The organism is Mesorhizobium shangrilense (genome assembly GCF_040537815.1).
GTDB lineage: Bacteria > Pseudomonadota > Alphaproteobacteria > Rhizobiales > Rhizobiaceae > Mesorhizobium > Mesorhizobium shangrilense.
The window spans coordinates 1,164,062-1,177,106 of the sequence record NZ_JBEWSZ010000001.1 but is presented as its reverse complement, the minus strand read 5'-3'; the positions used below and the strand labels follow the sequence as shown (position 1 = coordinate 1,177,106).

General features: G+C 62.2%; 11 protein-coding genes. 4 read left to right on the top strand and 7 right to left on the bottom strand.

From position 1 onward, the window contains the following. Positions 1-340: 340 nt before the first annotated feature. Together ABVQ20_RS06005 and ABVQ20_RS06000 are read right to left on the bottom strand one after the other, a co-directional pair. Entirely contained in the window at positions 341-1,714 is a 1,374-nt protein-coding gene (locus ABVQ20_RS06005) for a PleD family two-component system response regulator (protein WP_354458630.1), read from the bottom strand. 33 nt (positions 1,715-1,747) lie between these two features. Next, the gene (locus ABVQ20_RS06000) at positions 1,748-2,119 is read right to left on the bottom strand and encodes a response regulator (protein WP_023667574.1); all 372 of its coding nucleotides are present in this window, start codon (positions 2,117-2,119) and stop codon (positions 1,748-1,750) included. Between the two features lie 236 nt (positions 2,120-2,355). Here ABVQ20_RS06000 and ABVQ20_RS05995 point away from each other — a divergent pair, with 236 nt between their 5' ends. Both ABVQ20_RS05995 and ABVQ20_RS05990 read left to right on the top strand, forming a co-directional pair. Then, complete coding sequence (locus ABVQ20_RS05995; protein ID WP_354458629.1) at positions 2,356-2,655, top strand: DUF3572 domain-containing protein; 300 nt, start codon at positions 2,356-2,358, stop codon at positions 2,653-2,655. Further along, a complete protein-coding gene (locus ABVQ20_RS05990) occupies positions 2,652-3,305 on the top strand; it encodes a hypothetical protein (protein WP_354458628.1) in 654 nt (217 codons plus the stop codon). The genes ABVQ20_RS05995 and ABVQ20_RS05990 overlap by 4 nt, the downstream gene beginning before the upstream one ends. Before the next feature lie 107 nt (positions 3,306-3,412). Here the strand turns inward: ABVQ20_RS05990 and ABVQ20_RS05985 are convergent, their stop codons facing one another. Further along, a complete protein-coding gene (locus ABVQ20_RS05985) occupies positions 3,413-4,954 on the bottom strand; it encodes a hypothetical protein (RefSeq protein ID WP_354458627.1) in 1,542 nt (513 codons plus the stop codon). 102 nt (positions 4,955-5,056) lie between these two features. Continuing rightward, entirely contained in the window at positions 5,057-5,632 is a 576-nt protein-coding gene (locus ABVQ20_RS05980) for a GNAT family N-acetyltransferase (RefSeq protein ID WP_354458626.1), read from the bottom strand. Between the two features lie 65 nt (positions 5,633-5,697). Here ABVQ20_RS05980 and ABVQ20_RS05975 point away from each other — a divergent pair, with 65 nt between their 5' ends. After that, the gene (locus tag ABVQ20_RS05975; RefSeq protein ID WP_354458625.1) at positions 5,698-7,026 is read left to right on the top strand and encodes a DNA polymerase IV; all 1,329 of its coding nucleotides are present in this window, start codon (positions 5,698-5,700) and stop codon (positions 7,024-7,026) included. A gap of 19 nt (positions 7,027-7,045) precedes the next feature. On the opposite strand, the gene ABVQ20_RS05970 is transcribed toward ABVQ20_RS05975, so the two are convergent. Further along, positions 7,046-7,549, bottom strand: coding sequence for a hypothetical protein (locus ABVQ20_RS05970; protein WP_354458624.1), 504 nt, complete (start codon positions 7,547-7,549; stop codon positions 7,046-7,048). Positions 7,550-7,744: 195 nt separating this feature from the next. Between ABVQ20_RS05970 and ABVQ20_RS05965 the strand changes: the two genes are divergently transcribed. Then, positions 7,745-8,626, top strand: a complete 882-nt coding sequence (locus ABVQ20_RS05965; RefSeq protein WP_354458623.1) for a DMT family transporter — start codon at positions 7,745-7,747, stop codon at positions 8,624-8,626. A gap of 12 nt (positions 8,627-8,638) precedes the next feature. Here ABVQ20_RS05965 and ABVQ20_RS05960 read toward each other — a convergent pair whose 3' ends face one another. Next, positions 8,639-9,442, bottom strand: a complete 804-nt coding sequence (locus ABVQ20_RS05960) for an ion channel (RefSeq protein ID WP_354458622.1) — start codon at positions 9,440-9,442, stop codon at positions 8,639-8,641. A gap of 41 nt (positions 9,443-9,483) precedes the next feature. Beyond that, entirely contained in the window at positions 9,484-13,011 is a 3,528-nt protein-coding gene (dnaE, locus tag ABVQ20_RS05955) for a DNA polymerase III subunit alpha (RefSeq protein ID WP_354458621.1), read from the bottom strand. Positions 13,012-13,045 lie beyond the last annotated feature (34 nt).

Here is a 13,045-nt window from a genome sequence, read left to right as displayed (position 1 = left end):
GTTCCGTCAACAACCAGCACCTTCAAAGGCCTAGCAGGGAGTCCTGATGTGTTTTGGAAAAAGGGGGCCGGTCGGCGTTTGGCAGCGGTACGAGGAGGCCACTATGTGCCAGCGCCGGCCGGCCGACCCCACGGACCCAGGAGATGCGGCGGACCTGAGACATGGGGTATTCTTGGGATTGACCGGCAATCTACCCTCGCGCCGGCCAACTTTTGTCTGCCACCACACTCGCCCAAGAACTGATGAAAATCAACAGTTTCTTAACCACGGCTCGCGAATCGCTTGGATTAAGGTAAATTCGTAACCCTGTCGGCTTCGCTGGATAATCGGGCGATCGCCCCTACGCCGCCTTGGCGACGACGCGGTTGCGGCCGCCGCTCTTGGCTTCGTAGAGCGCAAGGTCGGCGCGCTTCATCAGCGCCGCGACGGTGTCCACGCCCTTCAGCACGGATGAGACGCCGACACTGACGGTGACTTCGATGGTCTTGCCGTCTTGACCGACCGCGAACGGAAGCTGTGCGATCTCCGCGCGGATACGCTCGGCGACCTTCTCGGCCACCGTGCCATCCGTATCCGGCATCACCACGACGAACTCCTCGCCACCAAAACGACAGGCCAGATCGATGCCGCGCACATTCTTGCGCAGCCGCCGCGCGAATTCACGCAGCACCTCGTCACCGCCATCATGGCCATGCGTGTCGTTGATGCTCTTGAAGCGATCGAGATCGGTGATCATCACCGACAGCGGCCGCCGCCGCGCCACGGCGCGCTCGAACAGCGTCTGCAGGTGGCTGTCCAGATAGCGGCGATTGTGCAGCCCGGTCAGGCCGTCGGTGACCGCCATCTCGATCGTCTGGGTGACGCTGGCGCGCAAATGGTCGTTGTAGCGTTTGCGGCGCACCTGCGTGCGCAGGCGCGCCGTCAGTTCATGCTGGTCGATCGGCCGCATCAGGTAATCGTTGATACCGAGTTCGAGGCCGCGGATGATGCGGGCCTCATCGCCTTGCTCCGCCAGCAGGATGATCGGCAGGAAGCGCGTGCGGTCGAGCGATCGCAATTGCGAGCAGAGCCTGAGCGGATCGAAATCGGTGAAGGCCGTCGAGATCAGCACGCATTCATAGGGAAGTTCCGCAGCCTGGAAGAAGCCGGCATGCGGATCCATGGCAAGGTCGACGTCGGCGCTGCCGCGCAGCATTTTCTGGATACGGTCGAAGGAGGATTTGCGCTCGTCGATCAGAAGCACTTTCGGCGTCGTGTCCTCGGAGGCGAAACTGCGGCTGAGCAGTTCCTCGATGCCGATGTTACGCGTGGTCGAGGCGCGCAACCGCAACTCGTCGGTCAGCGACTTCAGCCGCACCAGGCTTTTGACGCGCGTCATCAGTTGCAGGTCGTTGACCGGCTTGGTCAGGAAATCGTCGGCGCCAGCCTCGAGGCCGCGCACCCGGTCCGAAACCTGGTCCAGCGCCGTGATCATGACGACAGGAATGTGCGAGGTCGCGGGATCGCTCTTAAGCCGCCGGCAAACCTCGAACCCGTCCATATCCGGCATCATCACGTCGAGCAGCACGACGTCGACCTTGCCGTTCTCGCACGTCTCGATCGCATCCGGCCCATTGGTCGCCGTCAGCACCTCGAAATACTCGGCAAGCAACCGGACCTCTAGCAACCTCACATTGGCAGGGATGTCGTCGACGACGAGGATCCGCGCGGTCATTTCACAACGCTCCGGCTCGGCTGGAAGGGCACATCATGCATCGCCCAGATAGGATTTGATGGTTTCGATGAAACGCGGCACCGAGATCGGCTTGGAAATATATGCCTCACAACCGCCCTGACGAATACGTTCCTCGTCGCCCTTCATGGCGAAGGCAGTCACCGCAATGACCGGGATGGAATGGAGGTCATCATCCTCCTTCAGCCATTTGGTCACTTCCAGGCCCGACACTTCCGGCAGCTGGATGTCCATCAAGATGAGATCAGGCCGATGCTGCCGCGCCAGATCCAGGGCTTCCAGGCCGTTGCGCGTGCGCACAGTCTCATAGCCGCTTGCTTCGATGAGGTCCCGAAAGAGCTTCATATTGAGCTCATTGTCCTCGACGATCATGACCTTCTTAGGCATCCAATTCCCGTCCCGGCCGTCCTTCGACTTGAAGGCAACCGTCATGCGTCCCTGTCGAAGCGCACCAAACCCTGCTTCACTTTACGGCAATATGATTGACGAAACGGAAATCCGCTGCGTGAAAAGCTGCCCGGATTCCACCTCGAACGCCGCTTGGAAGGGGTTGGTGGCTTGCCGCAAGCGACGCTTGCCATTACTGCGGAAACAGACTCATCCCGCACACCCTGAAGGTAGTGATGGCAAACGTAGCGTCAATGCGCGAAGAAGCGGAAACCATTGCCGTGAAGGCTCTGGCCTTCGTTGCCTCGGATCCGGAGCTGTTGCCCCGCTTCCTGGCGATCACCGGCATCGAGGCGCATTCCATCCGCCTGGCGGCCGGCGAACCGGGATTCCTGGCCGGCGTCCTGCAATTCATTCTCGCCCACGAGCCGACGCTCCTGCGCTTCGCCGAGGAAACAGGCACGCCGCCTGCCTCAGTCGGCAAGGCGCTGCGGGCACTTCCACTTGGCGACGACAATCATGAGCATTCGATATGAGCGATGACCCCGAAACCGCGCGACAGATAGCCGAACTTGCGGCCGACGACCGGCCATTGCTGATACTCGACGTCGACGATGTCGTGCTCGAATTCATCCGCCCCTTCCCCAATTTCCTCAAGGCCCGCGGCTTTGGTCTGACACTGGCTTCGTTCCGGTTGACCGGCAACATTGCCGAGCAGGCAACCGGCAGATTGGTCGAGCAGGCGGAAGTGACGGCGCTTCTGGACGATTTCTTTCACACGCAGGCTGACTGGCAAAGCATCACCGACGGCGCGGCCGAGGCGCTTTCAGCGCTCGGCGACCGGGCCGAGATCGTCATGCTGACGGCCATGCCGCACAAGCATCGCGCTGTCCGCCGCGCCCATCTCGATGCCCTCGGTCTGAATTACCCGCTGCTGACCACCGAGATGGCCAAGGGACCGGCAGTGGCCAAGCTGCGCGGTGACAAGGGACGCCCCATTGCATTCGTCGACGATCAGCCGCCGAATCTGGTGTCGGCGCGCCATTCGGTCGCCGACGCGCATCTTTTCCACCTGATGGCCGACAATTCGCTGCGCGAATTCCTGCCGCCGATACCCGACGACATCGTCGTCGTGCAGGACTGGCCCGAGGCGGCGCCGAAGATCGCGGCAGCCCTCGGACTTTAAACCCGCCAAATCAAATAGTCAGCGCGGTTCGCCATTCCCTTTCAAATGCGAACAGGGCCGATCGATATTCATCGACCGGCCCCGCCTCTGGTCAAATCTCGTCGCGTTTACTTGCTCTCCTGAGAAGGCTGTCCCATCTGGGCGCCTGAATCGCCACCATCGTCATCGCTGCTGTCGTCGGTTGCGCCGCTGTCATCGGCGACTGGATCGGCAGGCTTCACCATGACGCCGTTGACCGTCACCGAGCCATCCGCCTTGGTGTTGACGACCCATTCGAGACGGCCATCGGGGAGCGTCTTGGCAAAACCTTTGACGACGAGCGCGACAGGGACGTATTGCGCGGCGTCCGGATCGGACTTTGCCGCCGCCTGCAGGGTTTCAACGATCTTGTCATAGCCGCCAATATCAACCTTGAGATTGGCCTCGGGCTTCTCGTCGGGGAACGTCATCTCGCCCTCCACCGCGACGTCCATGTTGGCGTTCTTCACTGTGCTGTGCCCGATGACGACCTTAGGCGTCTTGGCCAGGAAGTCAGCGGTCAAGGTATCGCCAAATTCGGCCGACAGCGGCGGATTCTGGTTGAGATCGAAGGCATCGATTGCCTTCTTGGCCATAGTGTCGAGATCAATGTTGGCGCCGCCAAAGTTCAGGTCGATATCGGTCGGCAGCAGGGCGACGCTCCAGTCGGGCAGCACCTGCGTCGGGATGGTCAAACCTGACGCCTTGATCGCATAATTGACCGTTCCGCTCTGCGCGATTCCGTCCATTCCGAATGCGGTGCTGAGCTGCGCCGCGCCGAAATTGCCGACGGGGCTCGCCACAGCCAAATCCTTGAACCCGTAGCTTCCGTCGACCCGCTCCCACAAAGGCAAGGCGGCGCGCAGAAGCGTCTTGAGCTGCGCCTGGTTGGCCTTGAGCGTGGCCTCGTCTTCGTTGGCCACCGCAAATGCCAGCAGGTCGAGCAACGGCTTTGTCTGCACGCCCTTGCCAGTCGCCTCCAACGACACTTCCGGCGACTTGATGGTGACCGGGAATTTCAGCCCGCTTTCCGCGTCGTCGAAATTGATCGCTTCGACAAAGCTCGACACCTTTTGCGATGTGGTGAAATCGACGCCGCCATTCGCGGACTTGGTCCCGGCAATGGTCGCGGTGGCAGCGCCGGCACTGACATCGATGTGCTGCTTGGCATCCTTCGATGTCATCGTCATGCCGGCCATCGAACTGGCGCCGCTGGTGAACGCCGCCAGATTGGGATCGTAGACCCCGGAACCCTTGCCGTCCTTGATCGAGAACTGCGTGCTTTGCAGCCCCTCGGGCCCGTTGAACTCGAAGGATGCGCTTTGCGAAAAATCCATCGAAACATCCCAGGATCCATCGCTGCGCGGTTTAACCAGCAAGGCATAGGGGGCAAAGTCGAATTTCAGCAGCTTCTGGTCCGGAAACATCGCGGCAAGTGTCTTGAGGTCGAAAGCGATCTTGTAGGCATCGCCTTCCACGGAGACCTTCAGCACGCCCTTGTCGACCGCCTGCTTGCCGACATAGCGGGACAGATTCTCGGAAAGATGCGTCGCACCCTGGCTGTCGACTGTCTGTCCGAAAGCAGGCGCGCTCAGCGCAACAAAGAAAGCAAATGGCAGGGCACGGTTCACGCAAATTCTCCGTTTGGCCTTAGATGGCGAAAACATATCGCTGTTCTGGTAGGAAAATACCATCACAGCCGCAAGACGGGCAGCGACAATCGGGCGTTTGCCTCAAAGAATCAACCGCATCAGCGGCCGGCCCGCCTTGCGTTCGAGAAGCCTCTCGAAGCCGGCTTTCTCGAAAACCCGCGACGAACCGACAAAAAGTCCGATCGAGCGCGAATCCCTGGACAGATCGATCGGGCAGGCCTCGACCAGTCGCGCGCCACTCTGTCGGGCGAACGCGATGCCACCTTCCACCAGACGGTGGGTCACGCCCCTGCCCCGCGCCCTGGCGCGGATGAAAAAGCACGAAATTGCCCAGACGCCCGGATCCGCCGCATCGACTGGGTCGACCGGCGCTGAGCCCCTGCCCCGATTGTTCCATTCGGGCACGTCGGCGCGCGGACCGATCTGCATCCAGCCAACCGCCTGGCCGTCCTCATATGCCAGCAGGCCCGGCGGCGGGCCGGCTTCAATGCGCGCCTTGATATGGTCCTTATTGCTTTCGCGATCGCTCGCCCGACGCACTGCCGGCGCCAGCCGGAAATGCGTGCACCAGCAGCCGTAGCAGGCGCCTTGCTTGCCGAACAGGTCCTCGAAATCCGCCCAAAGCTCGGGTACCAGCGGCGCGACGGTCGTGCTCATACGTTCTCCCCAGGCCAGCCTTGTCGCCGGCCCTGCACTGTCGTACCATTGCCTCTGTTCTCTTTATGTTCGCAGTGATGGCGGCCCCTGTCAACAATCCCGATCACGGTTTTTGCCGCGACTGCCTGACTTTTCAGCGCGGCGAGACTCGCCGGTGCGAGCGGTGCGGCAGCCCTCGCCTCACCCGCCATCCCGAGCTTTACCGGCTGCATCTTGCCCATATCGACTGCGACGCCTTCTACGCAGCCATAGAAAAACGCGACAATCCGGCGCTGAAGGACCGGCCCCTGATCATCGGCGGCGGCAAGCGCGGCGTTGTCTCCACCGCCTGCTACATCGCCCGCATCCAGGGCGTCCGCTCGGCAATGCCGATGTTCAAGGCCCTCGAAGCCTGCCCGGAAGCCGTTGTCATTCCGCCGAACATGGAGAAATACGTGCGCGTCGGCCGCGAGGTGCGCGCCATGATGCAGGCGCTGACGCCACTGGTCGAGCCGCTCTCCATCGACGAGGCGTTCCTGGATCTCGCCGGAACCGAGCGGCTGCACGGCCTGCCGCCGGCGGTGGTGCTGGCGCGGTTCGCGCTCGCCGTCGAAAAGGAGATCGGCATCACGGTTTCCGCCGGCCTTTCCTACTGCAAGTTCCTGGCCAAGATAGCGTCGGATTTCCGCAAGCCGCGCGGCTTTTCGGTGATTGGCGAGGCGGAGGCGGTCGGCTTCCTGGCCGAGCAGCCGGTGACGATGATCTGGGGTGTCGGCAAGGCCTTCAACGCGACGCTCGAACGCGACGGCATTCGCACCATCGGCCAGCTGCAGCGCATGGATCGCAGCGACCTGATGCGCCGTTACGGCACAATGGGCGACCGGCTCTACCGCCTTTCGCGCGGCGAGGACGTCCGCCGTGTCGATCCTGACCAAGATGCCAAGAGCGTATCGGCCGAGACCACCTTCGACACCGACATCGCCTCGCTGGAAGAGTTGGTCGCGGTGCTGAGGGGCCTTTCGGAAAAGGTCTCGGCCCGATTGAAGAAATCACGAATTGCCGGACGCACCGTGGTGCTGAAGCTGAAGACCCAGGATTTCAAGCTTCGCACGCGCAACCGGCAGCTCGGCGATCCGACCCGGCTCGCCGACCGCATCTTCCAGACCGGGGTGGAGCTGCTTCGCAAGGAAACGGATGGAACAAAATATCGGCTGCTCGGCATCGGCGTCAGCGATCTCTCGGACGACGACAAGGCCGATCCGCCCGATCTCGTCGATGTCCAGGCGCGCAAGCGCGCCATGGCCGAAGGGGCGATCGATGCCCTGCGCGACAAGTTCGGCCGCAAGGCAGTGGAAACCGGCTACACCTTTGGCAAGGGCCGCAGCGCCCATCCGCCGGAGCCAATCGAGGATTAAAACAGACGTTTACAGACGTTCAGGTGCGCAGAAGATCAATCCGGCTTGTCACCACGCCCTTGCCGGTTTTCGGGTCACGGTCGACAACGGTCAGCCGCATGCCGCCGCCTGTCTTCTCAACCGTCAACTTCGCGCTACGTTCACCGTTGATCACTTTGGCCCAATGGATGATGAGATTGATCGCATTGCCCGAGCGGCTGCCGGTGAGTTGCGCAGGCCCGGTGCGGGATCCGATATAGGTACCCGTGTACTTCGCCCCGCTGGACTTCAAATCCGCGCTGATGTCGCGCGTGACCAGGACAAGTCCGCGGCATGTACCGTTCAGCGACAAGGAAGTCGACGTTGCGTTGGACTTGAAGGTGCAAGATACGCTCAGAGTCGGCGCATCCGTGTCGACCTTGACGGTGCCCTTCCCGGCAAAACTCCCCTGAAGTGACTGGAGAAATTTGCTCTCGTCGGCATGCGCCGCGCCAGCCGCGACCAACAGACAGCCAACAACAGCAAATCGCCCAAATAACCTCATTGAAGCTCTCCTTGTTGGCGCGTGAAGCACAACGCTTCTGTTGACGCTCGACAAATCCCCTGGCTCAATACGTCGCTCCACGGCAGGTTCCGCCTGCAGTATGGCGGTTTTGCAGCCTCTGGTCATCCCCGCTGGCCCAGTCGAATGCGCTGTCTCATGGTTGCGGTGACGGCCCCAGCTTGCGACATAGCTCCGATGTCAGCCACACCTTCAATCCCCAAGGCAGCCTTCTGGATGGCGCTTTCGGTCACCTCGTTCCTGGGGATGTCCATCGCCGGTCGCGCCACCACGGCGGAACTCAATGTGTTCCAGGTGCTGGAACTGCGTTCGGTGATCGGCTTCTTCATTCTGCTGCCGCTGGTGATGGCGAGCGGCGGCTTCGCGGCGATGCGCACCGAACGCCCTCTCGCGCATATCGCTCGCAACGTCGTTCATTATTCCGGCCAGGCGGCATGGCTTTATGCGCTGACGCTGATTCCATTGGCGGTGCTGATCTCCATCGAGTTCACCACGCCGATCTGGACGGCGATCCTGGCGGTAACGTTTCTCGGCGAAAGGCTGAGCCGTGCACGGCTCGCCGCGATCGTTCTCGGGCTGATCGGCGTTGTCATCATCGTGCGCCCCGGTTTTGGTTCGGCTGATCTCGGGCACGTCGTTGTCCTCGGCGCGGCCGTCTGCTTCGGCATATCGCTGGTGCTGGTCAAGTCGCTGACCCGAACCGACAGCGTGGTGCGCATCATCTTCTGGATGCTGATCATCCAGTCGGTGGTCGGCCTTGCTCCCGCACTCTACGAATGGCGTAACCCGCCGCTTTATCTCTGGCCGTGGATCCTGTTGATCGCCTTCACCGGCATGTCGTCCCACTTCTGCATGGCCCGCGCGCTGACCTATGCCGACGCCACCGTCATTTCACCGATGGATTTCCTGCGCGTGCCGCTGTCGGCACTGGTGGGTTGGCTGCTCTACAGCGAGCAGATCGACGTCTTCACTGCTGGCGGCGCGCTGCTGATCCTGATGGGCAACCTGCTCAATCTGCAGCGAAAACCGATAAAACCGGCCGAAGTGGCGGCTTCGTAGCGCTACCCAAAGTCAGTTGCCGTCGTCGGGTATGTTGAGGACATGGCCACAGGCCTTGCAATGCACGGCATCCGGTTCATGCCGCTGCAACCCGCACTGCGGACAGGGAAAGAACACCTTGGTCGGCCGGAAGATCGCCTGGGCCAGCCTGACGAACAGCGATATGCCGATGATCATGGTGACGATGGCCGTCAGCTTGCCGGCGATGCCCGGCAGCACGATGTCGCCGAAGCCGGTCGTCGTCACCGTGGCAACGGTGAAATAGAGCGCGTCGACGTAGTTCTCCAGGCCAGCGCCGTTGCGGAAGAAGAACGTGTAGACAAAACCGGTGATGACGAACAGGAAGGTCACCAGATTGATGACAGCCTGGCTCGCTTCGCGCCAGGGTTTCAGGCCGCGCATTTCGAAATGCCGCCAAAGCGAGCCGCTGCGCGACAGCGACCACAGCCGCAGGATGCGCAGAAAAGCCAGATTAGCCAGCGCCGTCGGCATCAGCAATGTCAGCAGGATAAAGATATCGACCCATGATGTCGGCTGCTTCAGCTGGCGCAGCATGTCGTTTGAGGCGAGCAGCCGGGCAGCTATGTCTGCCGCGACGAGTGCCGCCACCGCATAGTCGAGCCACAGAAACGAGGCCGACTGTTGCAGGACCGGTGCGGCGATGAAGAAGGCGATGATGGCCAGATCGATGACAATTGCCGCCACCTGGAACCGGAAGGCCGCGGGCGTGCGCCCGTGATAGAGCTTGCGCAGCCTGTTGCGCAGCCGCGCCAGTGCCGAACCATTCTGCAATCCGCCACCGTCGTCGCTCTTCATGGCGATTGCGATAGCGTCTGCGTCGAGCCCAGTCCAGCCGACTAGACGAGCTCAACCTCGACCACGCCCGGCACCGCGCGCATGGCCGACGCGATCTGCGGCGAGATGCGGTAGCGGTTGGGCAACTCGATCTCCACCTCGCCCGCGCCCTCTTCCTTGATCAGCACAAAACTGACCTGCCCCTCGCCCCTGACGGTCAACTGGTTCGCCAGCGTGTTGATCGGCGTGGCGTTGCGCACGAAGATGCGCAGCGCCTTCTGAATGCGGCTTGCCTCATCCTCTAGCGATTGTACCGAGTTGATGCGCAGATTGACGCCTTCCGGCCTGTCCTCGGCCGCAACGGTGATGACAACGGAGCGGCCAGCCTCCAGAAGGTCGCGGTACTGCGCCAGCCCTTCCGAAAACAGCACGGCCTCATACTGGCCGGATGTATCGGAAAAGGCGATGACGCCCATCTTGTTGCCGGTGCGCGTCTTGCGCTCCTGCTTGGACGTTACCGTGCCGGCAAGACGGCCGGCGGCAGCACCGCGCTTGACGGCCGCCGAGAACTCGCCCCAGTTCTGCACCCGCATCTTCTGCAGGGCAGCCTTGTATTCATCAAGCGGATGGGCCGAGAGATAGAAGCCGACCACCTGGAATTCGCGGTGCAGCCGGTCGGCGGCGAGCCACGGTTCGGTCATCGGAAGGTTGAGCGCCTGTGACTGGGCGCCAAGCGATGCACCGAAAATGTCATGCTGGCCGGAGACCGCATTCTGCTGCGCCAGCGACGCCAGCCCCATCATCCGTTCGACGCCCGCCATCATCGACGCGCGGTCATGGCCGAAGCAATCGAGCGCGCCGGCTGTGATCAGGCTTTCAAAGACACGCTTGCCGACAATCTTGGGATCGACGCGTTCGCAGAAGTCGGCGAGGTTCTTGAACGGCTTTTCGCCCCGCATGGCAACGATGTGCTCGACCGCCGCGTCGCCAACGCCCTTGAGTGCTGCCAGCGAATAATAGATGCGGTTCTCACCCACTTCGAAGGGACGGAAGCTGGTCATCACCGATGGCGCCAGAACCTCGATGCCAAGCCGTAGCGCGTCCTGGCGGAAATCGGCGAGCTTGTCGGTGTTGCCCATGTCGAGCGTCATCGACGCCGCCAGGAACTCGACCGGATAATGCGCCTTCAGATACGCGGTCTGGTAGGAAACGACCGCATAGGCGGCGGCGTGCGACTTGTTGAAGCCATAGTCGGCGAACTTGGCCAGGAGATCGAAAATGAAGTCGGCTTGCGGCTTGCCGACGCCGCGCTCGACCGCGCCCGAGACGAAGCGCTCGCGCTGCTTGTCCATCTCGGCGCGGATCTTCTTGCCCATGGCGCGGCGCAGAAGGTCGGCTTCGCCTAGCGAGTAGCCGGACAGCTCCTGCGCGATCTGCATCACCTGTTCCTGGTAGACGATGACGCCCTGCGTCTCCTTCACCAGATGGTCGATCTTGGGATGGATAGACGCCATCTCCTCCTCGCCATGCTTTCTGGCGTTGTAGGTCGGGATGTTCTCCATGGGGCCCGGCCGGTAGAGGGCAACCAGCGCGATGATGTCCTCGATGCAGTCGGGCCGCATGCCGATCAGCGCCTTGCGCATGCCCGCACTTTCCACCTGGAACACGCCGACCACTTCGCCGCGCGACAGCATGGCGTAGGTTTCGGCATCGTCGAGCGGGATATTTGCCAGGTCGATCTCGATGCCGCGCCGGCGAATGAGCTTCACCGCCGTCTCCAGCACGGTCAGCGTTTTCAGGCCGAGGAAGTCGAATTTCACCAGCCCGGCCTGCTCGACATATTTCATGTTGAACTGGGTGACCGGCATGTCCGAGCGCGGGTCGCGATACATCGGCACCAGTTCGGACAGCGGCCGGTCGCCGATGACGATGCCGGCGGCGTGGGTCGAAGCGTGGCGGTAGAGCCCTTCCAGCTTCTGCGCCATGTCGAGCAGCGTCTGCACGATCGGCTCGCGTTCGGCCTCTTCGGCAAAGCGCGGTTCATTTGCGATGGCTTCGGCGAGCTTCACCGGATTGGCCGGGTTCTGCGGCACCATCTTGGACAGCTTGTCGACCTGGCCGTAGGGCATTTGCAGCACACGGCCGACGTCGCGCAGCACGGCGCGGGCCTGCAGTGTACCGAAGGTGATAATTTGGCCGACCTGTTCGCGGCCATATTTCTGCTGGACGTAGCGGATGACCTCTTCGCGTCGGTCCTGGCAGAAGTCGATGTCGAAGTCGGGCATCGACACGCGGTCGGGATTGAGGAAGCGCTCGAACAGCAGCGAGAAACGCAGCGGATCGATATCGGTGATGGTCGTCGAATAGGCGACCAGCGAACCGGCGCCCGAACCGCGGCCCGGCCCGACCGGTATGCCTTGCGCCTTGGCCCATTTGATGAAGTCGGCAACGATCAGGAAGTAGCCCGGAAACTTCATCTTGGTGATGATGCCGAGCTCGAAATTCAGCCGCTCGCGATATTGCTCGACCGTGTAGCCTTTCGTCGGGCCATGCGCGGCCAGCCGCGCATCGAGCCCTTCATGTGCCTGGCGGGTGAGTTCGTCGGCCTCCGCCTGCACGGCGGCATCGTTGTCGGCGACATCGCCGCCAGTGAAACGCGGCAGGATCGGATTGCGGTTCTTCGGATAGTAGGAACAGCGCATCGCAATCTCGACGGTATTGTCGATCGCTTCCGGCAGATCGGCGAACAGCCGCGCCATATCGGCCTGACCGCGCAGGAAATTGTCGGGCGTCAGCCGCCGGCGATTGTCGGCGGCAACGACCGAGCCCTCGGCGATGGCGATCAGCGCATCATGCGCGTCGTAGTCGTCGCGCGCCGAGAAGAATGCCTCGTTGGTGGCGACCAGCGGCAATTCATGGGTATAGGCAAGATCGATCGACAATTGCTCGATCACCCGGTCATAGCCGGAGACCCGATCCAGCTCGACATAGAGCCTGTCGCCAAACATGGCCTTGAGGGTCAAAAGCCGCGCCTCGGCGAGATCCCGGCGATCTTCCTTCAGCGCAATGCCGATCGGGCCGCGCGGTCCGCCGCTGAGGCAGATTAGACCATCGCAATAGCCTCGCATCATCTCGGTGGTCAGATGCACCGGTTCGCCCGGAGGCGTTTCGAGATAGACGCGGCTGACCAGTTTGACCAGATGCGCATAGCCTGCCTCGGTGGCGGCCAGCAACACCACGGGCCGCATGTCCGGACCCTGCCGCCGGCGGTCGCGCTGGCCGTCGCTGTTCTCGCCGGAAAAAGCGAGCGCGATCTGGCAGCCGATGATCGGCTGGATACCGTCCTTGACCGCCTTCTGCGCGAATTCCAGCGCACCGAACAGATTGTTGGTGTCGGTGACGGCGATGGCCGGAGCCTCGTCCTTGACCGCGTGGCCAACGATCTTGCCGAGCTGGAGCGCGCCTTCGAGCAGCGAATAGGCCGAATGCACGCGCAGATGAATGAAGGGACGCGCCGGAGCCTCCGGGCGCGCGGCCTGGATCGCAGCTTCGCGCTTCAGGGGATCGCGTGGAAGTCTGTCATCCGCCATGGTGTTTTCGCGCCGTTCGAAAGGACTCAGGTCA

Bases quoted from the DNA above. Each gene is read 5' to 3' on its own strand.
- ABVQ20_RS05970 (WP_354458624.1), bottom strand. From the start codon at position 7,549: ATGAGGTTATTTGGGCGATTTGCTGTTGTTGGCTGTCTGTTGGTCGCG.
- ABVQ20_RS05995 (WP_354458629.1), top strand. From the start codon at position 2,356: ATGGCAAACGTAGCGTCAATGCGCGAAGAAGCGGAAACCATTGCCGTG.
- ABVQ20_RS05990 (WP_354458628.1), top strand. From the start codon at position 2,652: ATGAGCGATGACCCCGAAACCGCGCGACAGATAGCCGAACTTGCGGCC.
- ABVQ20_RS05975 (WP_354458625.1), top strand. From the start codon at position 5,698: ATGTTCGCAGTGATGGCGGCCCCTGTCAACAATCCCGATCACGGTTTT.
- ABVQ20_RS06000 (WP_023667574.1), bottom strand. From the start codon at position 2,119: ATGCCTAAGAAGGTCATGATCGTCGAGGACAATGAGCTCAATATGAAG.
- ABVQ20_RS05960 (WP_354458622.1), bottom strand. From the start codon at position 9,442: ATGAAGAGCGACGACGGTGGCGGATTGCAGAATGGTTCGGCACTGGCG.
- ABVQ20_RS05980 (WP_354458626.1), bottom strand. From the start codon at position 5,632: ATGAGCACGACCGTCGCGCCGCTGGTACCCGAGCTTTGGGCGGATTTC.
- dnaE (WP_354458621.1), bottom strand. From the start codon at position 13,011: ATGGCGGATGACAGACTTCCACGCGATCCCCTGAAGCGCGAAGCTGCG.
- ABVQ20_RS06005 (WP_354458630.1), bottom strand. From the start codon at position 1,714: ATGACCGCGCGGATCCTCGTCGTCGACGACATCCCTGCCAATGTGAGG.
- ABVQ20_RS05965 (WP_354458623.1), top strand. From the start codon at position 7,745: ATGTCAGCCACACCTTCAATCCCCAAGGCAGCCTTCTGGATGGCGCTT.